This window comes from Streptomyces sp. NPDC048002, from assembly GCF_040653275.1.
In the GTDB taxonomy this organism is placed as follows: domain Bacteria; phylum Actinomycetota; class Actinomycetes; order Streptomycetales; family Streptomycetaceae; genus Streptomyces.
In genome coordinates this window covers 24,054-49,125 of the sequence record NZ_JBEZNL010000049.1, presented here as the reverse complement: position 1 = coordinate 49,125, position 25,072 = coordinate 24,054, and the positions used below count along the sequence as shown (strand labels likewise).

The window sequence follows — 25,072 nt, the reverse complement described above, 5'->3', positions numbered from 1 at the left end:
GGCACGCCATGCGCACGACCGTCGGCATCATCGGCGGCGGACCCGCCGGCCTCCTCCTGGCCCGTCTGCTGCACCGCGCCGGCGTCGACTGTGTCGTCCTGGAGATCAGGAGCCGGGAGTACGTCGAGAACCGCCAGCGCGCCGGGATGCTGGAACAGGGCACCGTCGACGCCCTGCGCGAGGCCGGAGCGGCCGGACGGCTCGACGCCGAGGGCCTCGTCCACCACGGCATCGAGCTGCGCTTCGAGCGGGAGCGGCACCGCGTCGACTTCCCGAGCCTGACCGACGGCCGCACCGTCACCATCTACGCCCAGACCGAGATCGTCCGGGACCTCGTCGCCCTGCAACTGGCCGACGGGCCACCGCTGTTCTTCGAGGCGCGAGCCCTCGCCGTGGAGGGCGCGGAGGGCGGGCGGCCCGTCGTACGGTTCACGCACGCCGGCCGCGAGCAGACGCTGACCTGCGACTGGGTCGTCGGCTGCGACGGCTTCCACGGAGTGGCGCGCGAGGCGTTCCCGGCCGCCACCAGCCGCACCTACGCGCACGACCACCCCTACGCATGGCTCGGGATCCTCGCCGAAGTGCCGCCGTCCTGCGAGGAGTTGATCTACGCGCGCGGCGAGCGCGGCTTCGCCCTGCACAGCATGCGCTCACCGTACGTCTCCCGCCTCTACCTCCAGGTCCCGGTCGGCACCGAGCTGGAGGAGTGGCCCGACGACCGGATCTGGGACGAACTCGCCGCCCGCTTCGCCGTCGACGCCGACTGGAGCCTGGGGCGCGGACCGATCGTCTCCAAGTCCGTCACCCCGATGCGCAGTTACGTCCACGAGCCGATGCGGCACGGCCGGCTGCTGCTCGCCGGGGACGCCGCCCACATCGTTCCGCCGACCGGCGCCAAGGGCCTCAACCTCGCCGTCTCCGACGTCCGGATCCTCGGCCGGGCACTCATCACCTGGTGCTCCACAGGCGACACACAACTGATCGACCGATACTCGGACGTGTGTCTGGCCCGCGTGTGGCAGGCCACCCGTTTCTCCTACGACATGACTAGGATGTTGCACGCTCAACCAGACGGGGATGCGTTCGATCAGCGGATGCAGCTCGCACGTCTGCGCCGGATCACCGCATCCCGCCACGCGGCCGCCGAACTGGCGGCCAACTACACGGGACTTCCGCTCGCCGGGTGAGTCCCACGGTGACCGAACGGAGAGCCGTCATGCCCTTGCTCGACCCCAAGTCCTGGCAGCCCCGCCCCCTCGCGGGCGGCGAGCACACCGTCACCGAACCCGCCACCGGCGAGGCCCTCGGCACGGTCGCCCTCGCCGCCGCCGAGGACGTCGCACCGGCCGCCGAGGCCGCCCGCGCGGCGCAGGCCGCATGGGCGCGCCTGCCGCACTTCGTGCGCGCCGGGGTCCTGCGCAGGGCGGGTGACCTGTTCACCGCGCACGCCGACGAACTGCGCGGCTGGCTGGTGCGGGAGTCGGGGTCCATCCCCGGCAAGGCCGACTTCGAACTGCACGTCGCCGCCCAGGAGTGCTACGAGGCCGCCGCCCTCGCCTCCCGCCCGGCCGGGCAGGTGCTGCCCAGCGAGGCACCCCGCCTGTCGTACACCCGGCGGGTCCCGGTCGGCGTGGTCGGCGTGATCTCCCCGTTCAACGCGCCGCTGATCCTCTCCATCCGCTCCGTCGCCCCCGCGCTCGCGCTCGGCAACGCCGTCGTCCTGAAGCCGGACCCGCGCACCGCGGTCTGCGGCGGCCTGGCCCTCGCCGCGGTCTTCGCCGAGGCCGGCCTGCCCGAGGGGCTGCTGCACGTCCTGCCGGGCGGCGCGGGGACGGGCGCCGCGCTGGTCGCCGACCCGCGGGTGCCGGTGATCTCCTTCACCGGCTCCACCGCCGCGGGCCGGGCCGTCGGCGAGGCCGCCGGACGCCACCTCAAGCGCGCCCATCTGGAGCTGGGCGGCAACTCCGCGCTGATCGTGCTGGAGGACGCCGACCTGGACGCGGTGATCTCCACCGCCGCCTGGGGCTCCTTCTTCCACCAGGGACAGATCTGCATGACGACCGGCCGCCATCTGGTCCACCGGTCCGTGTACGCCGCATACGTCGAGCGGCTGGCGGCCAAGGCCGACTCGCTCGCCGTCGGCGACCCGCACCGCGAGCAGGTCCACCTCGGCCCGCTCATCGACGACGGCCAGCTCGCCAAGGTGCACGGTCTGGTCGAGGCCAGCGCCGCGGCGGGCGCCAAGCTCGCCGCCGGCGGCACCCACGACCGGCTGTTCTACCGGCCCACGGTCCTCGCCGACGCCGCCGACGACACCCCGGCCTACGCCGAGGAGGTCTTCGGCCCGGTCGCCCCCGTCCGGCCGTTCGCCACCCTGGACGAGGCCGCCGCGCTCGCGTCGGACAGCGCCTACGGGCTCTCCCTCGGCATCGTCACCGGGGACGCGGCCCGCGGTCTTGCCCTCGCCGAGCGCATCCCGACCGGCATCGTGCACATCAACGACCAGACCGTGAACGACGAGGCCGTGGCCCCCTTCGGCGGTACGGCCGCCTCCGGAACCGGCGCCCGGTTCGGCGGCGAGGCCAACCTGGACGCCTTCACCGACGTCCGCTGGACGACGGTCCGCGGCGACGTGGCGCCTTACCCCTTCTAGAGCGCGGTACGCCCCGCCGGGGCGGGGCGGCCGGTGCTACTGGCCGTTCTGCTCGGCCTGGGCCTGCTGGGCGGCGACCGCCTTGCGGACCTCGTCCATGTCGAGCTTGCGGGCCTGTCCGATGACGTCCGTCAGGGCCGACTCGGGCAGCGCGCCCGGCTGCGCGAACACGGCGACCTGGTCCCGGATGATCATCAGGGTCGGGATGGACTGGATGCCGAAGGCCGCGGCCAGCTCGGGCTGCGCCTCGGTGTCCACCTTGCCGAACACCAGGTCCGCGTTCTCCTCGGCGGCCTTCTCGTAGACCGGGGCGAACTGCCGGCACGGGCCGCACCAGGACGCCCAGAAGTCGATCAGGACGAACTCGTTCTCCGTGACCGTCTGGTCGAAGTTCTCCTTGGTGAGCTCCACGGTGCTGCTCATGGCGTTGATCCCTACTTCCTCGGGTCGGGGCGAAGCCGTCCGCACAACACGGTGGGACGGGCGGGTATTCCGTGCGCTGTCGGTCACGCATCCGCGCACGTACCCATGTGGCCACGACGCACACCACCCACCAGACTGACCTCATGACGGAAACGGAACCCATCGCTTACGACGTGGTAGTGCTCGGCGCCGGGCCCGTGGGGGAGAACGTGGCCGACCGCACCCGTGCGGCCGGCCTGTCCACCGCGGTCGTGGAGAGCGAGCTGGTCGGCGGCGAATGCTCGTACTGGGCCTGCATGCCCAGCAAGGCCCTGCTGCGCCCGGTCATCGCCCAGGCCGACGCCCGCCGGCTGCCCGGCCTGAGCGCCGCGGTCCAGGGCCCGCTCGACACGGCGCAGGTGACCGCCCGGCGGGACGGGTTCACCTCGCACTGGAAGGACGACGGGCAGGTCGGCTGGCTCGACAGCATCGGCGCCGACCTCTACCGCGGGCACGGCCGGATCACCGGCGCCCGCACGGTCACGGTCACCGGCGCGGACGGCACGGAACGCGTCCTGACCGCCCGGCAGGCCGTGGCCGTGTGCACCGGCACCCGCGCCGTGCTGCCCCCGCTGCCCGGCCTCGCCGAGGTGAAGCCCTGGACCAGCCGGGAGGCCACCAGCGCCAAGGAGGCGCCCGGACGGCTGATCGTGGTCGGCGGCGGTGTCGTCGCCGTGGAGATGGCCTGCGCCTGGCAGGCCCTCGGCTCGCGGGTCACGCTCCTGGTCCGGGGCGAGGGGCTGCTCGCCCGCATGGAGCCCTTCGCCGGCGAGATGGTCGCCGAGGCCCTCGCCGAGGCGGGCACCGACGTCCGCACCGGCACCTCGGTGACGTCCGTGACCCGCGAGAACGGCACCGTCGTGGTCGTCACCGACGGCGGCGACCGGATCGAGGCCGACGAGATCCTCTTCGCCACCGGCCGGGCCCCGCGCACCGACGACATCGGCCTGGACTCGATCGGCCTGGACCCCGGCTCCTGGCTCTCCGTCGACGACAGCCTGCGCGTCACCGGCAGCGACTGGCTCTACGCCGTCGGCGACGTCAACCACCGCGCCCTCCTCACCCACCAGGGCAAGTACCAGGCCCGGATCGCGGGCGCCGCCATCGCCGCCCGCGCCTCCGGCGTCCCGCTGCTGGAGTCCGACCCCTGGGGCGCCCACAGCGCCACCGCCGACCACTGCGCCGTCCCGCAGGTCGTCTTCACCGACCCCGAGGCGGCCGCCGTCGGCCTCTCCCTCGCCGAGGCCGAAGCGGCCGGCCACCGGGTCCGCGCGGTCGACTACGACCTCGCCAACGTCTCTGGCGCCTCCCTCTACGGCGACGGCTACCGGGGCCGCGCCCGCATGGTCGTCGACCTGGAACGCGAGATCCTGCTCGGCGTCACCTTCGTCGGCCCCGGGGTCGGCGAACTCATCCACTCCGCGACGATCGCGGTGGCGGGCGAGGTCCCCCTCGGCCGCCTGTGGCACGCGGTCCCCTCGTACCCGACGATCAGCGAGGTGTGGCTGCGCCTGCTGGAGACGTTCCGGGACGACTGACCGCCCGCCGGGTTCAGTCCGGCAGGTCGAAGCCGAGTGCCGCCGCCGCCTCCTTCGGGGTCGGCTGCGTCCAGCGCTCGGCCATCGCCCGGCCGGAGGACAGGGAGCGCGGCTCGGCCCGGTCGAGGTAGAGCGTGCCGTCGAGGTGGTCCGTCTCGTGCTGGACGATCCGGGCGGGCCAGCCCGCGAACACCTCGTCCAGGGCGCGGCCGTGCTCGTCCTGCCCGGTCAGGCGGACCGCGGCCGGTCTGGCCACCACCGCCTGCCAGCCCGGCACACTCAGACAGCCCTCGAAGAACGCGGCACGATCGGGGCCGACGGTTTCGTACGCGGGGTTGACCAGGACCCGGAACGGCTGGGGGACCCGGCCGCGCACCAGGCGCACCTCCTCGGAGACCGGGGCCGGGTCCTCGATGACCGCGATCCGCAGCGGCACGCCGACCTGCGGGGCGGCCAGACCCACCCCGGGAGCCGCCCGCATGGTCAGGCGCAGCGCCTCGACGAAGCGGGACAGCAGCGCGGGCGGCAACTGGCCGTCGTAGCGCTGGGTTCCGCGCCGCAGCACCGGATCACCGGCCGCGACGATCGGCAACGGGCCCTCGGGGGCGAGGAGTTCCTCGACGAGTTCGGTCAGGGGCGGGTACGCGCTCGGTGCCGGCATCGGCTCAGGATGCCATGGAGTCCCGTCCTGTGAGCCAGGTCACGGCGAGGCCCGGGAACTCCGGGGGCACGCTCCCCGACTACTGGACCGCCACCGCACGACAAGCGCACCAGTCCCCGGAGTTCCCCCGATGCCCACCGCCCCCTCGACCTCCCCCGCGTCCGGCTCGACAGGGTCACCCCCACCGGACGGGGCCCACGCCCCCGACACCGCCCCGGCCCGCCGTACCTGGGCCACGCTGCGCCCGCTGGTGCTCCGGCTGCACTTCTACGCCGGTGTCCTGATCGCGCCGTTCCTGCTCGTCGCCGCCGCGACCGGGTTCCTGTACGCCGCCGCGTTCCCCGCCGAGAAGATCGTGTACGCGCACGAACTGACCGTCCCCGTGGGCGAGGAGAAGCTGCCGGTCTCCGAGCAGGTCGCCGCCGCCCGCGAGGCGCACCCCGAGGGCGCGGTCGCGGCCGTGCGGCCCTCGCCCGAGGACGACGCCAGCACCAGGGTGCTGCTCTCCGGCGTCGACGGCGTCGACCCGGCCCACACCCTCGCCGTCTTCGTCGACCCCTACACCGCCGAGGTACGCGGCGCGCTCGAACAGTACGGCTCCACCGGCGCGCTCCCGCTGCGCACCTGGATCGACGAGTTCCACCGCGATCTGCGGCTCGGCGAGAGCGGCCGGCTCTACAGCGAACTCGCCGCGAGCTGGCTGTGGGTGGTGGCCCTCGGCGGTCTGGTCCTGTGGTTCTCCCGGCGCCGCGCCCGCAGGAAGCTGCGCGGCACCACCGGGCGCCGCCGCACCCTCGGCCTGCACGGCACGGTCGGCGCCTGGGCCGCCGCCGGGTTCCTCTTCCTCTCCGCGACCGGTCTGACCTGGTCGCAGTACACCGGCGCCCACATCGACGAGCTGCGCACCTCGCTCGGCGGGGCGACCCCGTCGGTCTCGGCGGGCGCGGGCGGCGAGCACTCCGGGCACGGCGCCTCGGCCGCCGCCGGGAACGGGGCGCACGGAGTCGGTCTCGACAAGGTCCTCGCCGCCGCACGCGCCGAGGGGCTCGGCGACCCGGTGGAGATCGTGCCGCCCGCGGACGCGGAGTCGGCCTACGTGGTGAAGCAGATCCAGCGCAGCTGGCCCACCAAGCAGGACTCGGTCGCCGTGGACCCCGCCACCGGCCAGGTCACCGACGAACTGCGGTTCGCCGACTACCCGGTGCTCGCCAAGCTGACCCGCTGGGGCATCGACCTGCACACCGGTGTGCTCTTCGGCCTGGTCAGCCAGATCGCCCTGATGCTGCTGGCGCTCTCCCTGATCCTGCTGATCGTCTGGGGCTACCGCATGTGGTGGCAGCGCGGCCGGGGTTCCGCCTTCGGGCGGCCGATGCCGCGCGGCGCCTGGCAGAAGGTGCCGCCGCAGATCCTGGTGCCCCTGGCGGTGGCGGTGGCCCTGGTCGGCTACTTCGTCCCGCTGCTCGGGATATCCCTGCTGGCCTTCCTCGCCGTCGACATCCTGCTCGGCGAGATCGCCCACCGCCGCGCCCGCACGAAGGCCGCCGCCGGTTAGGGCGTGTGCCGCCCCAGGGCTCACGGCCGCCCGTCGGCGCGTCTACGCGGCGCCGGCCGCGAGTTCGGCGTTGGCCCGCTCGGTGATGAGGGCCAGCACGCGGCCGGCCGCCGCCAGGTCCTCCTCGGGCAGGCCGGCGTAGATCCGGGCGCTGATGGGGGCGGTCTCGGCGGAGGTCCGGTCGTACAGGGTCCGGCCGGCGTCCGTGATGCCGACCAGGGAGGGCCCCGTCCGGGACAGCAGCCCCGCCGCGATCAGCCCGTCGACCACGGTCCCGGCCTCGGCCGCGTCGATCTTCAGCGAGCCGACTATGCCCCCGACGAGAGCCGTCCGCTCCAGCGGCCCGTCGGCGAGCGCGGCGAGGCGGAGGGTGACGGACTGCTGGAAGGTGGCGCCGTGCCGGGCCAGCACGCTCTCCAGGACGGCACGGGAGGCGTAGTGGGCGAGGGCGATGACACGGGGGTTCAGCGGGGGAGTGGCGGTGGTCATGACTGCTCCTTCTGGGACTCGCTGTCGGACTCACTCTCGGACTTGCTGTCGGACTCGTTGTGCTGGGTGAACGGGTCGAGGGGCGCGTCGAGCAGGATCGCGAGGTCGCGCCGGAACTCCTGGGCGCGCGGGCCGTCCGGGCCGCCGAGGGGCGCCAGCAACTGCTGGAGGAGCCCCTGGACGACGTCGATCGCCTGCCGGGTCCGCTCCCGCCCCGGCTCGGTCAGGGCGAGCTGCACCGCGCGCGGGTCGCGAGGGTCCCGGGTGCGTTCGAGGAGGCCCGCGGACTCCAGGGCGCGCGCCAGCTTGGACACGTACAGCGGCTCCAGGCCGGTGTGGTCGGCCATCCTCCGCTGACTGGGGCGCTCACCGCCGCGCTGCATGCCGTACAACGAGGCCACCAGCGCGTACTGCGCGTGGGTGAGGCCCAGTGGTGCCACCGCGCGGTCGACCGCGACCCGCCACTTCGTGGACAGCCGCCACACCAGATAGCCGGGTGACGCCTGCTCGGAACCCTTGCTCATGAGAAATACAATACATAGCTACTATGTACATGGCTACTATTTTCTCGCCCGCACGGGGGCGGCCCGGAGTGACGGACTGACGGGGCGCCCCCGCCGGGTCTAGTTTGGGCGGCATGAGCAATCTTGATCGGGAGGCCGCGCCCTCGGTGTGCGGCGGCCGTGGCTTCGTCGTGGCGGAGCCCGTACGGGAACTCCTCAGCCCGCGCCGGGTCAGGCTCGGCGAGTCCTCCGAGGTGCGCCGGCTGCTGCCGAACCTCGGCCGCCGGATGGTGGGGGCCTGGTGCTTCGTCGACCACTACGGCCCCGACGACATCGCCGACGAGCCCGGGATGCAGGTGCCCCCGCACCCGCACATGGGCCTCCAGACGGTGAGCTGGCTGCACGACGGCGAGGTGCTGCACCGCGACTCCACCGGCAGCCTCCAGCTGATCCGCCCGCGTGAACTGGGCCTGATGACCTCGGGCCGGGCGATCAGCCACTCCGAGGAGAGCCCTCGCGCGCACGCCCGTTTCCTGCACGGCGCGCAGCTCTGGGTCGCCCTCCCGGACAGCCACCGCCACACCGAACCCCGCTTCGAACACCACGCCGACCTGCCCACGGTGACGGCGCCCGGCCTGACCGCCACGCTCATCCTCGGCGGGCTCGACGGGGCGACCTCCCCCGGAACGACGTACACCGCTCTGGTCGGCGCCGACCTGGCCCTCGCCCGCGGCGCCGACGTCCGCCTGCCGCTGGAACCGGACTTCGAGTACGCCGTGCTGTCCATGTCGGGGGAGGCGCACGTCGACGGCGTCCCCGTACTGCCCGGCTCGATGCTCTACCTCGGCTGCGGCCGCACCGAACTCCCGCTGCGCGCCGAGTCGGAGGCGGGTCTGATGCTCCTGGGCGGCGAGCCCTTCGAGGAGGAACTCCTCATGTTCTGGAACTGGATCGGCCGGTCCCAGGAGGAGATCGTCCAGGCCCGCCGGGACTGGACCGAGGGCACCCGCTTCGGCGAGGTGAAGGGCTACGACGGCGACCCGCTGCCCGCCCCCGAACTCCCGGCGACCCCGCTGAAGCCGCGCGGCCGGGTCCGTTGAGCCGGTCGGCGCGACCCCGCTGAGCTGGGGCGGGAGCGCGGTGCGGGTACGGTTCGGGGTGTTGGAGGGGCGGCCCGGCCGCCTCGGCGCGGAAGGATCCGACCCTGAACACCCCGCTCGCGGAGAGCTTGTCCGCGGTCCTGCTCGTCCTCGTCCTGGTCTGCGCGGTCGTCCGCCCCTTCGGGTGGCCGGAGGCGGTGGTGGCGGTCCCGGCCGCCGTCCTGCTGGTCGCCACCGGCGCCCTGCCCCTCGGTGACGCGCTCGACGAGATCGAACAGCTCGGGCCGGTCGTCGGCTTCCTGGCCGCGGTGCTGGTCCTCGCCCACCTCTGCGACGACGAGGGGCTGTTCCGCGCCTGCGGGGCCTGGATGGCCCGCTCGGCGGCGGGCCGGCCGCGCCGGCTGCTGGCCCAGGTGTTCCTGGCCGCGTCCGGCATCACGGCGGTGCTCAGCCTGGACGCCACGGTGGTGCTGCTGACCCCGGTCGTCTTCGTCACCGCCGCCCGGCTGGGCGCGCGTCCCAGACCGCACGTCTACGCCTGCACCCACCTGTCGAACACGGCCTCCCTGCTGCTGCCGGTCTCCAACCTGACCAACCTCCTGGCGTTCAGCGCCAGCGGGCTGAGCTTCACCCGGTTCGCGGCGCTGATGGCGCTGCCGTGGGTGGCCGCCATCGCCGTCGAGTACCTGGTCTTCCGCCGCTTCTTCGCCGCCGACCTGGACGCCGGGGCACAGGCCCCCGCCGCTGCCGAGCCACCGCGCCCGCCGATGTTCGCCCTGGTCACCGTGGTGTGCACGCTGGCCGGGTTCGTCCTCACCTCGGCGGTCGGCGTCGACCCCGCCTGGGCGGCCCTGGCCGGCGCGCTCACCCTCGCCGTGCGGGCCCTGCTCCGGCGGCGCACCACGCCCCGCGCGCTGCTCGGCGCCGCCTCCGTGCCCTTCCTCGCCTTCGTCCTGGCCCTCGGCATCGTGGTCCGGGCGGTCGTGGACAACGGGCTCGACGAGGCCCTCGGGCATCTCGTTCCCGCGGGCACGGGCCTGCCGGCGCTGTGCGCGCTCGCCGCACTGGCCGCCGTCCTCGCCAACGTGATCAACAACCTGCCCGCGGTGCTGGTGCTGCTCCCGCTGACCGCGCCCTCCGGCCCCGGAGCCGTCCTCGCGGTGCTGCTCGGGGTGAACATCGGCCCGAACCTCACTTACGCGGGCTCGCTGGCCACCCTGCTGTGGCGGCGGATCGTGCACGCCCACGACGGCGAGGTGGAGTTGAAGGAGTTCACCCGGCTCGGCGTGTACGCGGTTCCGGCGAGCCTGGCCGCCGCCGTCCTGGCACTGTGGGTGTCGCTGGCCCTGATCGGAGGAGGCTGACGCCCATGGCCGTCGTCGTCTGGACCGTCGAGGGCACCTGGCCCGCCTGTGTGGACGCCGCCCGCGCGCACACCCCGGCCGACGCCGACGTCGTCCTGCTGCACGTCACCCCGGCCGACGTCCCGGGCGCGGCGCACGGCGCCTTCGCCGGACTCCTCGGGCGCGGCCACCCCGAGCGCGACCCCGGCACCCGGCTGGAGCATCTCGCCGGGGACGCGGCACACCGACTGCTCGCGGCGGCCGCCGAGCGTCTCGGGCGGCCCTGCGAGCGCGTCGCGCGCACCGGGCGTGTCGAGCACGAGGTGCTGCGCGCGGCCGAGGGCTGCGACCTGCTGATCCTGGCCCGGGACGGTGATCCCGCCCACCGCGGCCCGCACAGCCTGGGCCCGGCGGGCCGCTTCGTCGTCGACCACGCGCCCTGCCCCGTGCTGCTGGTCCGACCGGAGTCGCCCTCGCGTCCCTGAACGGTACGTCCGCCGTCGACGGGGGAGACATGTGGCACATTCACCGCGTAAAACGTCGCGGCGGGGTACACGGGTTCGAGTGAACGCCATCGCGCAGGTCGTTGCTGTTTGACAATGATGACCATGAGGCAACAGAGTGGCGTGCTGCACGAGCACGGGGAAGGACGGGACATGCACAGGTGGGCGCGGGGTGCCGCGTGCGTACGCGCGCGTGCCTCGGTGTGTACCGGGGTGCGTGCCGGCCGACGGCGCGGCACGCGGGGCGTGGCTCCCGCGCCGCGCGCGCCCGTTCAGGCGCTCCGGCTGCCCGGATCCGCCTCGTCGTGTATCTGCGTCGCGGCGGTGGCGCAGAACGCCTCCAGCCCCTCCAGCAGCGCGATCCGCTTGGTCGTGGGCATCTGCGCCAGCACCTTGTGCAACTCCCGCTCCCTGCGGGTGCGCAGGTCGGCCAGGAAGCCCCGGCCCCGGCCGCTGAGGTGCAGCCGCACCTCGCGCCGGTCCTCCGCGCTCACCACCCGCTCGACGAAGCCGGCGGCCACCAGCCGGTCGCACAGCCTGCTCGTCGAGGGCGGCGTGGACGCCAGCGACTCGGCGAGCGTCCGCAGGTTGATGCCGTCCTGGTGCTCCAGGATGTGCAGCACCCGCAGCTGGGAAGCGGAGGTGGGTGCGGTCGAGGCCCGGCCCCATACGACTTCCAGCAGCTCGACGGCCGTGGTGGTCACACGCGCGACCTCATCGGGCTCGGGGCGGCGGAAGACAGTCACGATCACACTCTCGCAGGCACTGGGGTGCCTGTCAGCGTACTAGCAGCGGCGCTCCCCGCGGCCGACCCGGGGCGGCCCGTCCGTCCCTTCGTGGCATTCGGCCAGGTGAGCGAGGTCCGCACGTCGTCCTGTGAAAGGTTGGTGTACTTAACGTCATGAACAGATTCGCGGCCGCCGAGCGTGCTCTGCGAACGGCGGCTCCCGACGGGCTGCTCGACGCCCTGCGCGCGGTACTGGTCACTCAGTACGACGCCGACGAGGTCGAGTTGTTCATGGCCGACTACGGCCTCAGCGTGCTCCAGGGGGTGTCCCTGCCCCCGGACACCGCGGAGTCGATGTCGGTGCACTCCAGTGCGGCGGGCCGGGCCTTCGGGTCCCAGCAGCCCTACCGCGAGGAGCGGAAGGACGGGCGGGCGCGGCTGCATCTGCCCGTCAGCGTGCGCGGTGACCGGCTCGGCGTGCTGTCGGTGACCCTGCCCGGTACGGACGAGGCCCGCCGCTGGGAGACCGAACTGGCCGAGGTCGCCGAGGTGCTGGGGCGCGAGGTGATGGTGGCCGGCCGCGACACCGACCGCTACCTGCGCGCGCGGCGCCGGGACCGGCTGACCCTGGCCGCCGAGATGCAGTGGCACCTGCTGCCCGGCAGCTCCTGCTCGCGCCCCGAGTACGAACTGGGCGCCCAACTGGAGCCCGCCTACGCCATCTTCGGCGACAACTACGACTGGTCCGCCACCGCCGACCACCTCATGCTGTACGTCACCAACGGCATGGGCGAGGGCATCGAGGCGTCGCTGCTGACCAACCTGGCCATCAACGCGCTGCGCAACGCCCGGCGCGCCGGCATCGGCATCGCCGACCAGGCGGCCCTGGCCGACCAGGCCGTCTACGCCCACTACCGGGGCCGCTGCTACCTCTCCGTGCTCATGTTCGACTTCGACCTGGCCACCGGACGGGCGAGCGTGGTCGACGCGGGCTCGCCCCAACTGCTGCGGCTGCGCGACGGCGTCGTGGAGGCCGTCACCTTCGAGGCGCAACTTCCGCTGGGCATGTTCGAGGAGACCGACTACGTCGCCCAGGAGTTCTCCGTCGAACCCGGTGACCGGCTCGTCTTCGTCAGCGACGGGGTGCACGACGTCGCCTCCCCCAAGGGGGAGGCGTACGGCGAGACGGCCCTGGCCCGGGCCATGCAGTCCACCCGGCTGCTCCCCGCCGCCGAGGTACCGCGCGCCGTGCTGCGCGAACTGACCGGTCACCGCGGCGGTGCCGCACCGGACGACGACGCCCTGGTGGTCTGCCTGGACTGGCACGGCAGGCCCGAGGCGGCGGTCACAGGAAGCGCCGGACGGGGGTGACGGCCGCCTCCTTGACCCGCTCCCACGGGGAGCGCCCCCGCCACCGGGCGGGATCGATCGCGACACTGCGCTCCAGGTCGGCGTCGTAGTCCCGGTCCAGCTCCGCGGTGAAGGACTCGTCCAGCACCGCGAGCATGACCTCCTCGTCGTGGTCCATGGACCGGCGGTTGAAGTTGGTCGAACCGACCAGCGAGGCGACCGAGTCCACGGTGATGATCTTGGCGTGCATCATCGTCGGCTGGAAGTGATGGATCCGCACCCCCGCCTTGAGCAACTGCTCGTAGTGCTGCCGACCGGCGAGCTGACAGGCTCGCTGGTCGGTGTACGGGCCGGGCAGCAGGATCTCCACCCGCACCCCGCGGGCCGCGGTCGCGGCGAGCAGGTCGGCGAAGTAGGCGTCGGGGGCGAAGTAGGCGGTGGCCAGGCGGAAGCGTTCCTCGGCGGAGTCCAGCATCACCCGGATCAGGGTCTGCATGTCCTGCCAGCCGAAGCTCGCCGAGCCGCGCACCACCTGGACCACCGAGTCGCCGACCGCCTCGTGCTCGGTGAAGCGGTCCCGCTCGTCGAAGAGTTCGTCGTGGCACTCGGCCCAGTTCTGCGCGAACGCGGCGGCGATGCCGTCCACCGCCGGCCCGCGCAGCCGGACGTGGGTGTCCCGCCACTCCTCGGGCCCGCGGGCGTCGCCCTGCCACTCCTCGGCGATGCCGACCCCGCCGGTGAACGCGGTGTGCTCGTCGACGATCAGGGCCTTGCGGTGGCAGCGGTGGTTCTGCTTGAACGGCGACACCCGCACGGGCTTGCGGAACCAGGCCACCTCCACGCCCGCCGTCTCCATCCGGTCCAGCAGTTCCTGCTCTATCTCCTTGGCGCCGAACCCGTCGAGCAGCAGCCGCACGCGCACGCCCTCCCGGGCCCGGTCGGCGAGGGCGTCGGCGAACTCGTGGGCGATGTGACCCCGCCAGTACACGAACGTCATCATGTCGATCGTGTACCGGGCCGACCGCACCGCTTCCAGCATCGCGGGGAAGATCTGGTCGCCGTTGCGCAGCGGGAGGAGTTCGTTGCCCTCGGTCGCCGCGATGCCGATCAGCCGCTCCAGCCGCCGGCGCAGACGCTGCTTGCGGGCGGTCGGTCCGGCCTCCGCCGTTTCCGAGGCCGCCGGTCCGCTTTCGGTGATCATGAGGGTGCCCCCTGAGTGCTGAAGGAGGGCCGGAACCTGCTCCGGCCGGTTGGCTCCGGGTCTCCGGATGCCCCGCGGGCGCGCTCTCACGCGTACGCCCGACCGTCGTATCGAACGCGAGATCGGGGCTGAAGCGCCGTCAGGCGGGTAGACGCGCTACTCGACGGCACCAAGGAAAGGGGCAAACCATGCCAGTGGATCCCGAACCCGCCGACGAGTCCGCCACCGCGGACCGGGTCGCCGAGTCCATGATCGGGCTGTGGCGTCAGGCACACGAGGACGTCGCGCCGACGATCTCCGACGAGCAGATGCGCGGACTGCTCGTCCTGGAGACGAAGCGGGGCGATCCCACCCGAGTCGCCGAGGGCCTCGGCGTCGACGGCGCGGCGGCGGACCGGCTCTACGACCGTCTGGAGCGGCGCACCCTGGTACGCCGTGATCCGTCGGGTGAGTTCTGTCTCACCGGCGCCGGGAAGTGTGTGCTCGAAGCCACCCGGCAGCGCCGTCGGCAACTGCTGGAGCGGACCCTCGTCACGGCCGCCCCGGCGGACCGCCCGGTGCTGCGCGACGCCATCGACCAGCTCTACGGAGTGGTGCATCCCCTGGTCAGGCTGCCGCGCAGCCGCTCCCCGCAGTGACCCGGTCCGCCTACCTCCTCGTCCACGGCCTGTGCCAAGTCCTGGAGGATCGGTGACGACAGCGCGCCGCCCTGCCAGTAGTCTTCGTTCGTTGCCTTACGGCAATGACGAGCCGCTCAGCGGCTCGGCCGAGGCGATCGAGGGTGAAGCAGAAGCGAATGATCCCAACACAGCATGGCGTTGCCGGGGTGGGGGTCGCTCAGGGCGTCGCCGACGTGGAGGGCACCGCCTACGACTGGCAGGAGCCCTCCGTCCTCCTGATCGAGGACGACGACGCCGACGCGCTCCTGGTGGAGGAACTGGTCGCCGACTGCTCCCCCGGAATGCGGCTGACCTGGGTGCGCTCCCTCGCCGAGGCCCGTGAGGCCCTGACGACGGCGTCCCCGGACTGCGTCCTGCTCGACCTGCACCTGCCCGACTCCACCGGCCTGGAGGGCGTCGCGGCCGTACGGCAGTACGCCGATGTCGCCGTGGTGGTGCTGACCGGGCTGGCCGAGGAGAGCACCGGGCTCGCCGCGGTCGCCGCGGGCGCGCAGGACTACCTGGTCAAGGGCCGCGTCGAGGCGGAACTGTTCGGCCGCGCGATCCGATACGCGATCCAGCGCAAGCTCGCCGAGCACGCCGCCGCGGCCCTCCAGGCGGGGCAGTTGAGGGCGGAGGAGAACCGGCGGCTCGAACGCGGCCTGCTGCCCACCCCGCTGCTGCGCGACCCGGTCGGCCTGGAGGTCGTCGCGCGCTACCTCCCCGGCCGGGAGCAGGCCCTGCTCGGCGGCGACTTCTACGACGTCGTGCAGACCCCCGACGGCAGCGTCCACGTGCTCATCGGGGACGTCTCGGGCCACGGCCCCGACGAGGCGGCGCTCGGCGTGGGCCTGCGCATCGCCTGGCGGACCCTGGTCTTCAGCGGGGTCACCGGGGCCCGGCAACTGCGCACCCTGGAGGAGATCCTGATCGCCGAGCGCACCGGCGAGCAGATCTTCGCCACCCTCACCAGCGTGGAGGTGCTGCCCGACGGCTGCTCGACGCGGGTCATGCGGGCCGGGCATCCGGGCCTGCTGCTGCGCAGCGGCGACCGCGTGGAGTGGGTCGAGGTGGCGGGCGGACCCGCCCTCGGTGTGCTGCCCGGCGGTGTGGCACGCTGGCCGGTGGCCGAGCTGACCCTGCCGGACGACGAGGCCGGTCTCGTGCTCTTCACCGACGGGCTCTTCGAGGGCCGCATCGGACCGGGCCGCGAACGCCTCGGCGAGGAGGGCCTGCTGGAACTGGCCCGTTCGATGGCGAAGCTGCCCGCCGAGTCGTTCGTGGACGGACTGATCGGCCGCGCCGAGGCACTGGCCGAGGCCTACGGCGGCCTCGCCGACGATGTCGCCGTGCTGCATCTGCGCCGCACCAACCGAGAGAACGAGGAAGACCGACCGTGACCACGCCCGCCCCGGAGGCGCCCGCCGCCCCGGACGACGACCGCACCCGGCGCAGCCGTATCACCGTGCAGGGCTGGTTCCATGTCGCCCTGGCCGTGATGATCGCGCTGGTCGTGACCGGCTCGGTGGTCGGCTCCGCGCTCCTCGACCGGACCGCGCGCGTCTCCGACCGGCTCATAGAGGAGATCCAGCCCGCCCGCTCCGAGGCACTGCAGATGCAGAACGCCCTGCTCAACCAGGAGACCGGAGCCCGCGGCTACGTCATCTCCGCCGACCGGCAATTCCTTGATCCGTACACCGAGGGCCAGCGGGCCGAACACGAGTCCGCGGACCGGCTGCGCAGACTCATCGGCGACCGGCCGGCCCTGCGCGCCGACCTCGACGCCATCGAACGCGCGGCGGACGACTGGCGCCGCACGTACGCCGATCCGCTGATCGCCGAGGTCGACCCGGGCGACCCCCGCACGGCCGACCGGGCGGAAACAGCCCGCGGCAAGGCCGCCTTCGACGACGTCCGCGTGCTGTTCACCGCGCAGAACCGGGAACTGCTCCAGGCCAGGGACGACAGCCGCAGCGAGCTGAGCCATGTGCGCACCGTCCGCGACTGGGTGCTGGGCGGCCTGGTCGCCGCCTTCCTGCTCACCGGGGTGGCGCTGGCGGTGCTGGTGCACGCGCTGGTCGCCCGGCCTCTGGGCCGGCTGCGCACCGCCTCCCGCCGGGTCTCCCGGGGCGACTTCACCCACCGCCTCCCGGCCGGGGGACCGGCCGACATCCGGGCCATGGCGGGCGACGTGGAGGCCATGCGGCTGCGCCTGGTGACGGAGCTGGAAGCCTCCCGCGTCCAGGAGGAGCACCTGAGCCGGCAGGCCGCCGACCTGGACGACCAGGCGGTGGAACTGCGCCGGTCCAACGCCGAGCTCGAACAGTTCGCCTATGTCGCCTCCCACGACCTCCAGGAGCCCCTGCGCAAGGTGGCCTCCTTCTGCCAGCTGCTGGAGAAGCGCTACGGCGACCAGCTGGACGAGCGGGGCACGCAGTACATCGCCTTCGCCGTGGACGGCGCCAAGCGCATGCAGGTCCTCATCAACGACCTGCTCACCTTCTCCCGGGTCGGCCGGCTCAACGACGCCCACCTGCCCGTCGCCCTGGACCAGAGCCTGGACAAGGCACTGGCCAACCTGCGCGCGGCCACCGAGGAGTCCGGCGCGGTGATCGAGCGCTCCGGCCCCCTGCCCGAGGTCACCGGCGACCCGACCCTGTTCGTCATGCTCTGGCAGAACCTGATCGGCAACGCCGTGAAGTTCCGCCACGCCGACCGCCCGGTCCGCGTCGCCGTCACCTGCGAACCCGACCCGGACGCCGAGGAGTCGAGCCCGGCCTGGCGGTTCGGCGTGACCGACAACGGCATAGGCATCGCCGAGGAGTTCGCCGAGAAGGTGTTCGTCATCTTCCAGCGCCTGCACGGCCGGGACGCCTACACGGGTACGGGCATCGGTCTCGCGCTCTGCAAGAAGATCGTGGAGTTCCACGGCGGCCGCATCTGGATCGACACCACCCACACCGAGGGCACCCGTTTTCTCTTCACCCTGCCCGCGGCCCGGCCCGCCGTGTCCGACGGCACCGGCCCGTCGGACGCCGACGGGTCCACCCGTACCGTCCCGGAAGGACAGCCCGTATGACCGCGCCCGCACAGCCCATCGAGGTCCTGCTCGTCGAGGACGATCCCGGCGACGAACTGATGACCCGGGAGGCCTTCGAGGACAACAAGATCGGCAACACCCTGCACGTCGTCCGGGACGGCGAGGAGGCCCTCGACTTCCTCTACCGGCGCGGCGAGCACGGCGACGCGCCCACCCCGGACCTGATCCTGCTCGACCTCAACCTGCCCAAGTACGACGGCCGGCAGGTCCTCGAACGCATCAAGTCCGACCCGGAGCTGGCCCACATCCCGGTGGTGGTGCTCACCACCTCGGCGGCCGAGGAGGACATCCTGCGCAGCTACAAGCTGCACGCCAACGCCTACGTCACCAAGCCCGTCGACCTCGACCAGTTCATCGCCGCGGTCCGCCAGATCGACGAGTTCTTCGTCACCGTCGTACGACTGCCCGGCCGGGACATGACCCGCCCGTGAGCGGGCCCGGTCCCGACCGGGCAGTGGACGTGGGTGCCGGCGCGTGCCGTCACTCGGTGCTGAGCAGCCCCGAGCGCAGGCGCGCCAGTATGCGGGTGATGAGGCGCGAGATGTGCATCTGCGAGACACCCAACTGCTCGCCGATCTGCGCCTGAGTGCGCTCCTCGACGAACCGCAGGTGCAGGATCAGCCGGTCCCGCTCGTCCAGTTCGGCGACGAGGGGCGCGAGCGCGTGGATGTTCTCCACGAGTTCGAGCGCGGTGTCCTCCTCGCCGATGAACTCGGACAGCGCCGCCTCGCCCTCGTCGGCGTCACCGGTGATCGCGGCGTCCAGGGAGGCGGAGTTGTATCCGTTGGCCGCGATCTGCGCCTCTATGACCTCGTCCTCCGAGAGGTTCATCAGGGCGGCCAGCTCCGACACCTTCGGGGAGCGGCCCAGCCGGCTGCGCAGCTCCTCGCTGGCGCGGGCGAGTTCGGTACGGGCCTCCTGAAGGCGGCGCGGCACATGCACGGACCAGGAGGTGTCACGGAAGAAGCGCTTGATCTCACCGACGATGTAGGGCACCGCGAAACTCGTGAACTGCACGTCACGGGAGATCTCGAACCGGTCGATCGCCTTGATCAGGCCGATCGTGCCGACCTGGACGATGTCCTCCATGTCCTGTCCGCCGCTGCGGAACCGGCGGGCGGCGAAGCGCACCAGCGAGATGTTCATCTCGATGAGCGTGTTGCGCGCGTACTGGTATTCGGGGGTGCCTTCCTCCAGCACGGCGAGCCGGTCGAAGAAGGTCTTGGTCAGCGCGCGTGCGTCCTGGGGCGCGATCTTCTGAGGGTCTGCCACCTGGGGCAGCTCCGTGTCGGACTCAGTCGTCGCACCGACGAGTGCCGTCGTCATCCCAGGTCCTCCCAGCGGTCGAGGCCCACTCCCGTGAGGGGGCCGCCAAGAGCGCGGCTACCCGGTCGTGAACACACCATGCCTGCCCCACACGGAGAAATCCGAGAAATTTTTCTCCAAGCCCCGCACACGGTCGACGGGTTCGGCGAACGGCGTGCGCCGGAGCGTGTCGGACGCGGTGTGCGCGGGCACACGACGGCCGTGCGGGCAGCGCCCGCGGCCCCCGCGACAGGGGTCGTCCCCGTGACCGGTCGGCGGGCCACGGTGGGACGGGCCGCCGCCGGAGTGCTCCGGCGGCGGCGCTCGCGGGCCGGACCCCTCACGGGGTCAGCGCCTCGGGGACCGTGGCCGCGCAGGGGATGACCTCGTCGACACCCACCAGCCGCAAGGTACGGAGGACCGGCGGGAGGGGCGCGGCGATCCGCAGCCAGCCGCCCGACTCCGTGGCGCCGTGATGGGCCGCGATCAGTATGTTGATACCGCTGGAATCCATGAACGAGACCCGGCTGAGGTCCACCACGATGCGCGGCCGTCCCGCCGCGCAGGCGTCGAGGGCGGCCGACCGCAGCTGGGGGCTGGTGTCGTGGTCGACCTCGCCGGTCAGGGTGAGCACCTGGATGCCGTCCATGACGGTGGTCGTGACCGTGAGCCCGTGCCACGGTGTCTGCTCGGCTCGTTGGGCATCCATCATTCGTCCTCCGACCACGTCTGTGATACTGGCACCTGCCTGGCCCGCGCCCGGGACGCATGCCCCGCAAGCCTGGTGAACATGCCCCCCGGCCACGGGAGGCCGGTGCGGGGGAGCTTGGCTTTGATTGCGGACACGCGGGTACGTGCGTCGTACGAACGGGGTTGCGGAGGCGGGCGGATATGGGATCAGTGCCGGTGGGCCAGGGCGGCACGGCGCCGGAGGTCATGCAGACCGCCGTCGCCCTGGACGGGGACGGCAGTTGCATCGCGCAGGCCCGCCATCTCGCCGCCGCCTTCCTCGCCCGGGCGCGCACCGCCCTCGGGCTGCCGGTCTCCCAGCGCGGTGTCGAGCTGACCCAGCTGGTCGTCAGCGAGCTGGTCACCAACGCCCGCAAGTACGCGCCGGGCCCGATCGCGATGGACCTGCGCATCGTCGGGGAAGCGGTCGAGATCGCGGTCTGGGACTCCGAACCGGTCCTGCCGCTGGCCCGCGGCGCCGACCCCGCGCGGGTGGGCCGGCACGGCCTGGAGATCGTGATGGCCGTCGCCGACGGATTCGAGGTGAGCCGGGAACCGGTGGGCAAGCGCGTCACCGCCCGGGTCGCCCTCAGGGACGACACAGCGTGACCAACCCCTCGGAGTCGCTGCCGACGCAGACCCTGGCGGGCCGAGCCGGAGAATCCCATCGGCACACCCCGCGCGGTCCGCGGAAGTTGAGCGTCCTGACCGTCGACGGGCAGGTGTTCGTCTCCGCGGTGGACGACAGTTCCACCCCTCCGGTCTGGATGGTGGACGAGGGTTCCGGTGCGGCCCAAGGCGGCCGGGGGCTGCGGATCGTGCGCTCCCTGGCCGACTCCCTGGGGTGGAGCCGCGAGGGAGCCGGCAAAGCCGTGTGGGCCTGGGTGCCCGCCACCGCGGCCCCCTGACCCACCGCGCCTCCGCGTGGCGCCGGGCGGCCGCCGGGCGCGCTGCGGATACGGTCACAGTCATGGACGGTGATCTTCGAGGCTGGCGCCCGTGCCTGCTCGCCGGGGCCGTGTTCGCGGTCTGCATGGCCGGCACCACGCTCCCGACCCCGCTGTACGGGCTCTACCAGGAGAAGTTCGGCTTCTCCGAACTCACGGTCACGGTCGTCTACTCCGTCTACGCCTTCGGTGTCATCGGCGTCCTGCTGTTCGCCGGGAACGCCTCGGACGCCGTGGGCAGACGGCCGGTGCTGTGGTGGGGACTGGGCTGCGCGGCCGCCAGCGCGGTCTGCTTCCTGTGCGCCACCGCGCTGGGCTGGCTGTACGTCGGACGGCTGCTGTCCGGCCTGTCCGCGGGCCTGTTCACCGGGGCCGCCTCCGCGTACGTCATCGAGCTGGCGCCGCACGGATCCCCCAGGGCGACCTTTGTGGCGACCGCGGCGAACATGGGCGGGCTCGGGTGCGGTCCGCTGCTCGCCGGAGTGCTCGCGCAGTACGCCGACTGGCCCCTCTACCTCCCCTTCGCCGTGCACCTCGCCCTGGTGGCCGTCTCGGCCGCGGTGCTGACGCTGCTCCCGGAGACCGTTCGCGAACGGCGGCCGCTGAGCACCGTACGGCCGCAGCGGCCCGGTCTGCCGCCGCCGGTGCGGGCCGTGTTCGGACCGGCGGCCGCCGCGTCCTTCGTCGGATTCGCCCTGTTCGGGGTGTTCACCTCGGTCAGCCCGTCGTTCCTCGCCCACTCCCTGGACGTGACCGACCACGCGGTGAGCGGACTCGTCGTCGCCCTGGCCTTCTTCTCCTCCACGGCGGGACAACTCGCCGTGGGCCGGGTCGGTGTCGCCCGATCGCTCCCGCTCGGCTGCACCGCGCTCCTCGCCGGACTCGCGCTGCTCGCGGGCGCCCTGCACTGGGACCTGCTGGCCCTGGTCGTACTGAGCGCGGTCGTCGGCGGCGCCGGGCAGGGCCTGTCGTTCCGCGCCGCGCTGTCCGCGGTCGCGCAGGCCTCCGAGGCGGACCGGCGCGCCGCCGTGATCTCGGCGCTGTTCGTGGTCGCCTACACGGGCATCTCGGTGCCCGTGATCGGCGTGGGACTGCTGGTGGAACCGATCGGACTGGAGGGCGCCGGGCTGGTGTTCATCGCGTGCATGGCCCTGCTGGTCTCGGCGGCGGGCGTGTACCTGCTGCGCCGCCCGGTGCCGGAGGCGGAACCGGGCGGCGTGCGCTGACCCGCTCAGCCCTCGGCGGCGGGCCAGGTCTTCCAGACGCGCTCCAGCCGCTCGTAGGCGTCGTCGAACCAGGCGTCGTCCATCGGCACGGTCACCGTGACGCAGGTCGGGGGCACCGAGGCGTCCTCGACCGTGACCCGGGCCGTCGCCGCCGAGGCGTCCCGCTCGACGACCAGGGACGCGCCGTGCGAGAACGCCCGCCGGTCCACGTCCTGACCCGAGTCGAGCGCGTCCAGGGCCTCCTGCCACTCCCGCAGGTCCTCGGGCAGGACCCGGACCCCGAGGTGGCCCGAGACGAAGGGGGTGCCGACGACGAGGACGCCGGCGAGCACCGTCCCGTTCGTCCCCTCGTCCCCGGTGAGCCGCAGGACGACGCCGTCGCCCTCGCTTCCCATCCGCACCAGTTCGACGGAACCGTCCATCTGTACCCTCCCCGTTCACCGACCTGGCGGAAGAATAGCCCTCGCTCCCACCGGCCCCGGGCGCCTTCGCGGGCCGCCGTCAGACGACCGGGGGCATCTCGCTCGGCCGTGAGTCCAGGCCCGCGCGGTGGTTGACCCAGGAGCCCCGGGTGAAGTCCGGGACGGCGACCGGACGGCCGCCCGCCGCCAGCGACTTGACGCTCAGGGGGACGGGGGAGCACCAGACCGCGCCGTCGTAGACGTCCATGTCGGGGACGAGCCCGGCCCGCATCTGCTGCACGGTGCGCCACTGAAGGACGTAGTCCATGCCGCCGTGTCCGCCGTTGTTCGCCGCGTCGTCGCCGATCTTCAGCCACAGCCAGTGGTCGAACTCCTTGCGGTAGGCGTCGAAGGCCCGCCAGGTGTGCCCGCCGTGGTCCGGTTCGAGGTAGACCCGGCCGCCTCCGGAGGTGGTGACGCCCGCGTAGTCCTCGAAGATGCCCCGGCTGCCCGCGAGCGAGTTGATACGGCTGTACGGGCGCGGCGAGCTGACCTCGTGCTCGGCGCGGACCACCCGGCCCCTGGCGGTGTCGATCAGACAGGTGACCAGGTCGCCGTTGACATAGGTCTCCCGCCAGCTCGGGTGGGAGCGGGGGACGAAGCGCTCCCGGTAGTCGGCGAGGCCGCGGGGTTCGGTGGCGGTCGCCCGCAGGGTCGTCATGCGGTCGCCGCGGTTGATGTCCATCGCCGCGGCGATCGGGGCGAGGCCGTGCATGGCGTAGAAGGAGGCGGTGCTGCGGGTGTGCCACAGCCGCCGCCAGGAGTCGGTGTAGTAGGTGTCCGAGAACAGCAGGGCCCGGAGGTCGTGCAGATAGCCGCCGTGGCCGTTGGTGATCTCGCCGAACAGGCCGTCGTGGGCCATCTTCAGCATCGCCAGCTCGTTGCGGCCGTAGGAGCAGTTCTCGGAGAGGATCAGATGGCGGCGGGTGCGCTCGCTGGTGTCCACCAGGTCCCAGAGTTCGCGCAGTTCGGTGGCGATCGGCAGTTCGACGAGGGCGTGCTTGCCGGCCAGCAGCGCGGCACGGCCCTGCTCGTAGTGGAACTCCCAGGGCGTGGCGATGTACACGAGGTCGATGTCCTCGCGCCGGAGCATACGGGCGTAGGCGTCGGCGGAGCCGCCGTACTCGGCGGGGCGGGGGCGGCCCTCGGCCACCAGCCGGTCGGCGGTACGCGCGGCGCGGTCGGCGCGGATGTCGCAGACCGCCGTCACGGCGCAGCCGGGGACGGCGGCCCAGCCCGAGGCCATGCCGTGGCCCCGGTTGCCGAGCCCGATCAGACCGACCCGGACGGTCGCGTGGACGTCGAACGGGACCCCGGTCATCGACTTCTGGCCCGGGCGCCGGGACGGCGTGCCGTCGGCGGTGGGGCCGGAGGGGGCGGCGGAGGCTGTGGTGCCGAGCCCGGCGGCGAGGGCCCCCGAGGCGAGGGCCGAGCCCATGACGGTACGGCGTGAGACAGCAGGGATTTCAGGCATGGCGCGGATCGCTCCCAAGACGTGGCGGCCGGCTGCTGTTGCTGCCGCACGACTCTGTCCACGCCCGAGCCGCGTGTCAATAGGTGCTTGAAAACTGCTCGTTTCGAGCAAGAATGAGCAAGTGGTGTGCGAGTGGCTGGCTTTCATGGGCGTGCGCACGGTGATCAGGGCGGGCGCGAGGGGCGCGCCGGGACAGACGAAAACCCGCCCCGGGCGCAGGGCCCGAGGCGGGTGAAACCGTCGTGCGCGCGGGGTGTCCGGCCCGCGCGCCCGGGTGTCAGCGGTTGAGGACCTCCATGATCTGGGCCCGCACCACGTCCCGCAGGTCCAGCGGAAGCGCGCCGATGTCGGTGGCCTCCACCGCGGCCAGTACCGCGTCCACGTCGCCGTCGTGATCCGCGCTCGCCGTCAGGAACTCGTAGCCGTCGCGGACCGCGAGCCGCAGTTGCCTCGTGCCGTCGGAGCCGGCGTGCACCGCGGTGGCGACCACGAACGGCGGCGGGCCGCCCGCGTCCGCCTCCTGCTTGAAGTAGCCACTGGTCAGCGGGGTGCGCCAGCCGATGCTGAGCAGCACCGGACGCTTCGCCAGCAGTTCCGTCAGGTCGGTCTCGTAGACACCGGCCGAGTCCAGGACCGTCGCGCGGGCGTTGAGGACCAGCGCGGCGGGGAGCAGACAGCGCAGCGTGCTGCCCACGATGTTGCCGCCGACGGTGGCGGCCCGCCGCACGGCACCGGTGCCGATCGAGCCGGCCGCCCGCCGCAGCACCTCCGGCACGCGGTCGTCTATTCGGGCCAGGAGCACCGCCGCGCCCAGCACCTCCGGCCCGAGGGTGTTCGCCTCCGGCAGGTTCCGCAGGGACATGACGTGATCGGGGAAGCCGTCGCGTTGGTAGGTCGCCCAGGCGAGGGTGGCCCCACCGATCGGCAGTGCCCCCTCGGCGGTGTGCTGCTGTACCTCGGACACGGACGTGGGCAGATGCAACAACACGGAGCGGCCTGCTTTCCGATCGGTTCCGGACAAACGCGTAACGGATTCTCCCCGCGAGGGTGGGGGCGCATGCAGGGATCACGGATTCACTCCGCGCGCCC

26 protein-coding genes are annotated in these 25,072 nt (G+C 72.9%); 15 read left to right on the top strand and 11 right to left on the bottom strand.

Annotated features, from left to right (window positions below):
- Positions 1-8: 8 nt before the first annotated feature.
- Positions 9-1,187, top strand: coding sequence for a 4-hydroxybenzoate 3-monooxygenase (locus AB0E07_RS35705; protein WP_362261382.1), 1,179 nt, complete (start codon positions 9-11; stop codon positions 1,185-1,187).
- A 29-nt stretch (positions 1,188-1,216) separates the two neighbouring features.
- Positions 1,217-2,653: an aldehyde dehydrogenase family protein gene (locus tag AB0E07_RS35700; protein ID WP_362261380.1), complete on the top strand. Its 1,437-nt coding sequence runs from the start codon at positions 1,217-1,219 to the stop codon at positions 2,651-2,653.
- Between the two features lie 36 nt (positions 2,654-2,689).
- On the opposite strand, the gene trxA is transcribed toward AB0E07_RS35700, so the two are convergent.
- Positions 2,690-3,076, bottom strand: coding sequence for a thioredoxin (gene trxA / locus AB0E07_RS35695; RefSeq protein WP_362261378.1), 387 nt, complete (start codon positions 3,074-3,076; stop codon positions 2,690-2,692).
- 143 nt (positions 3,077-3,219) lie between these two features.
- On the opposite strand from trxA, the gene AB0E07_RS35690 reads away from it, so the two are divergent.
- Positions 3,220-4,653, top strand: a complete 1,434-nt coding sequence (locus AB0E07_RS35690) for an NAD(P)/FAD-dependent oxidoreductase (RefSeq protein ID WP_362261376.1) — start codon at positions 3,220-3,222, stop codon at positions 4,651-4,653.
- Positions 4,654-4,666: 13 nt separating this feature from the next.
- Here the strand turns inward: AB0E07_RS35690 and AB0E07_RS35685 are convergent, their stop codons facing one another.
- Positions 4,667-5,314: a peptide deformylase gene (locus AB0E07_RS35685; RefSeq protein WP_362261374.1), complete on the bottom strand. Its 648-nt coding sequence runs from the start codon at positions 5,312-5,314 to the stop codon at positions 4,667-4,669.
- Between the two features lie 130 nt (positions 5,315-5,444).
- Here AB0E07_RS35685 and AB0E07_RS35680 point away from each other — a divergent pair, with 130 nt between their 5' ends.
- Positions 5,445-6,866, top strand: a complete 1,422-nt coding sequence (locus AB0E07_RS35680; protein WP_362261372.1) for a PepSY-associated TM helix domain-containing protein — start codon at positions 5,445-5,447, stop codon at positions 6,864-6,866.
- Between the two features lie 42 nt (positions 6,867-6,908).
- On the opposite strand, the gene AB0E07_RS35675 is transcribed toward AB0E07_RS35680, so the two are convergent.
- A complete protein-coding gene (locus AB0E07_RS35675) occupies positions 6,909-7,355 on the bottom strand; it encodes a MarR family winged helix-turn-helix transcriptional regulator (protein ID WP_362261370.1) in 447 nt (148 codons plus the stop codon).
- Positions 7,352-7,879, bottom strand: a complete 528-nt coding sequence (locus AB0E07_RS35670) for a MarR family transcriptional regulator (protein WP_362261368.1) — start codon at positions 7,877-7,879, stop codon at positions 7,352-7,354. Before AB0E07_RS35670 ends, AB0E07_RS35675 begins: the two co-directional genes overlap by 4 nt.
- Before the next feature lie 113 nt (positions 7,880-7,992).
- Here AB0E07_RS35670 and AB0E07_RS35665 point away from each other — a divergent pair, with 113 nt between their 5' ends.
- From AB0E07_RS35665 to AB0E07_RS35655, 3 genes are all read left to right on the top strand, one after another.
- Entirely contained in the window at positions 7,993-8,958 is a 966-nt protein-coding gene (locus tag AB0E07_RS35665; RefSeq protein WP_362261366.1) for a pirin family protein, read from the top strand.
- Positions 8,959-9,062: 104 nt separating this feature from the next.
- Entirely contained in the window at positions 9,063-10,322 is a 1,260-nt protein-coding gene (locus AB0E07_RS35660; protein WP_362261404.1) for an SLC13 family permease, read from the top strand.
- A 5-nt stretch (positions 10,323-10,327) separates the two neighbouring features.
- Complete coding sequence (locus AB0E07_RS35655) at positions 10,328-10,786, top strand: universal stress protein (protein WP_362261364.1); 459 nt, start codon at positions 10,328-10,330, stop codon at positions 10,784-10,786.
- Positions 10,787-11,076: 290 nt separating this feature from the next.
- On the opposite strand, the gene AB0E07_RS35650 is transcribed toward AB0E07_RS35655, so the two are convergent.
- Positions 11,077-11,508, bottom strand: coding sequence for a MarR family transcriptional regulator (locus AB0E07_RS35650; RefSeq protein ID WP_362261402.1), 432 nt, complete (start codon positions 11,506-11,508; stop codon positions 11,077-11,079).
- A gap of 197 nt (positions 11,509-11,705) precedes the next feature.
- Here AB0E07_RS35650 and AB0E07_RS35645 point away from each other — a divergent pair, with 197 nt between their 5' ends.
- Complete coding sequence (locus tag AB0E07_RS35645; protein ID WP_362261362.1) at positions 11,706-12,902, top strand: PP2C family protein-serine/threonine phosphatase; 1,197 nt, start codon at positions 11,706-11,708, stop codon at positions 12,900-12,902.
- Here the strand turns inward: AB0E07_RS35645 and AB0E07_RS35640 are convergent.
- A complete protein-coding gene (locus AB0E07_RS35640) occupies positions 12,877-14,082 on the bottom strand; it encodes a phospholipase D-like domain-containing protein (RefSeq protein WP_362261360.1) in 1,206 nt (401 codons plus the stop codon). The two genes, AB0E07_RS35645 and AB0E07_RS35640, sit on opposite strands and share 26 nt — an antisense overlap.
- 188 nt (positions 14,083-14,270) lie before the next feature.
- On the opposite strand from AB0E07_RS35640, the gene AB0E07_RS35635 reads away from it, so the two are divergent.
- The 4 genes from AB0E07_RS35635 to AB0E07_RS35620 all read left to right on the top strand — a co-directional run bounded on the left by AB0E07_RS35635 (position 14,271) and on the right by AB0E07_RS35620 (position 18,272).
- The gene (locus AB0E07_RS35635; protein WP_362261358.1) at positions 14,271-14,720 is read left to right on the top strand and encodes a hypothetical protein; all 450 of its coding nucleotides are present in this window, start codon (positions 14,271-14,273) and stop codon (positions 14,718-14,720) included.
- A 188-nt stretch (positions 14,721-14,908) separates the two neighbouring features.
- Entirely contained in the window at positions 14,909-16,141 is a 1,233-nt protein-coding gene (locus tag AB0E07_RS35630; protein WP_362261356.1) for a fused response regulator/phosphatase, read from the top strand.
- A 98-nt stretch (positions 16,142-16,239) separates the two neighbouring features.
- A complete protein-coding gene (locus tag AB0E07_RS35625; RefSeq protein WP_362261400.1) occupies positions 16,240-17,820 on the top strand; it encodes a CHASE3 domain-containing protein in 1,581 nt (526 codons plus the stop codon).
- Positions 17,817-18,272 carry a response regulator gene (locus AB0E07_RS35620; protein ID WP_362261354.1) on the top strand — a complete coding sequence of 152 codons (456 nt, stop codon included), beginning with the start codon at positions 17,817-17,819 and terminating at the stop codon, positions 18,270-18,272. The genes AB0E07_RS35625 and AB0E07_RS35620 overlap by 4 nt, the downstream gene beginning before the upstream one ends.
- 49 nt (positions 18,273-18,321) lie before the next feature.
- Here the strand turns inward: AB0E07_RS35620 and AB0E07_RS35615 are convergent, their stop codons facing one another.
- Positions 18,322-19,167 (bottom strand): RNA polymerase sigma factor SigF, encoded by an 846-nt coding sequence (locus AB0E07_RS35615; protein WP_362261352.1) that lies wholly within the window; start codon positions 19,165-19,167, stop codon positions 18,322-18,324.
- 319 nt (positions 19,168-19,486) lie between these two features.
- A complete protein-coding gene (locus tag AB0E07_RS35610) occupies positions 19,487-19,855 on the bottom strand; it encodes an STAS domain-containing protein (protein WP_362261350.1) in 369 nt (122 codons plus the stop codon).
- Between the two features lie 182 nt (positions 19,856-20,037).
- Here AB0E07_RS35610 and AB0E07_RS35605 point away from each other — a divergent pair, with 182 nt between their 5' ends.
- The 3 genes from AB0E07_RS35605 (at position 20,038) to AB0E07_RS35595 (ending at position 22,048) form a co-directional block, all read left to right on the top strand.
- Entirely contained in the window at positions 20,038-20,484 is a 447-nt protein-coding gene (locus AB0E07_RS35605; protein ID WP_362261348.1) for an ATP-binding protein, read from the top strand.
- On the top strand, positions 20,481-20,783 hold the full coding sequence (locus AB0E07_RS35600) for an ATP-binding protein (RefSeq protein WP_362261346.1): 303 nt from the start codon (positions 20,481-20,483) through the stop codon (positions 20,781-20,783). Before AB0E07_RS35605 ends, AB0E07_RS35600 begins: the two co-directional genes overlap by 4 nt.
- 62 nt (positions 20,784-20,845) lie before the next feature.
- Positions 20,846-22,048, top strand: coding sequence for an MFS transporter (locus tag AB0E07_RS35595; protein WP_362261344.1), 1,203 nt, complete (start codon positions 20,846-20,848; stop codon positions 22,046-22,048).
- Positions 22,049-22,053: 5 nt separating this feature from the next.
- Here the strand turns inward: AB0E07_RS35595 and AB0E07_RS35590 are convergent, their stop codons facing one another.
- From AB0E07_RS35590 to AB0E07_RS35580, 3 genes are all read right to left on the bottom strand, one after another.
- Complete coding sequence (locus AB0E07_RS35590; protein ID WP_362261342.1) at positions 22,054-22,470, bottom strand: DUF5959 family protein; 417 nt, start codon at positions 22,468-22,470, stop codon at positions 22,054-22,056.
- Between the two features lie 79 nt (positions 22,471-22,549).
- Positions 22,550-23,983 (bottom strand): Gfo/Idh/MocA family oxidoreductase, encoded by a 1,434-nt coding sequence (locus AB0E07_RS35585; RefSeq protein ID WP_362261340.1) that lies wholly within the window; start codon positions 23,981-23,983, stop codon positions 22,550-22,552.
- 277 nt (positions 23,984-24,260) lie between these two features.
- Entirely contained in the window at positions 24,261-24,971 is a 711-nt protein-coding gene (locus AB0E07_RS35580) for an FAD binding domain-containing protein (RefSeq protein WP_362261338.1), read from the bottom strand.
- Positions 24,972-25,072: the final 101 nt, after the last annotated feature.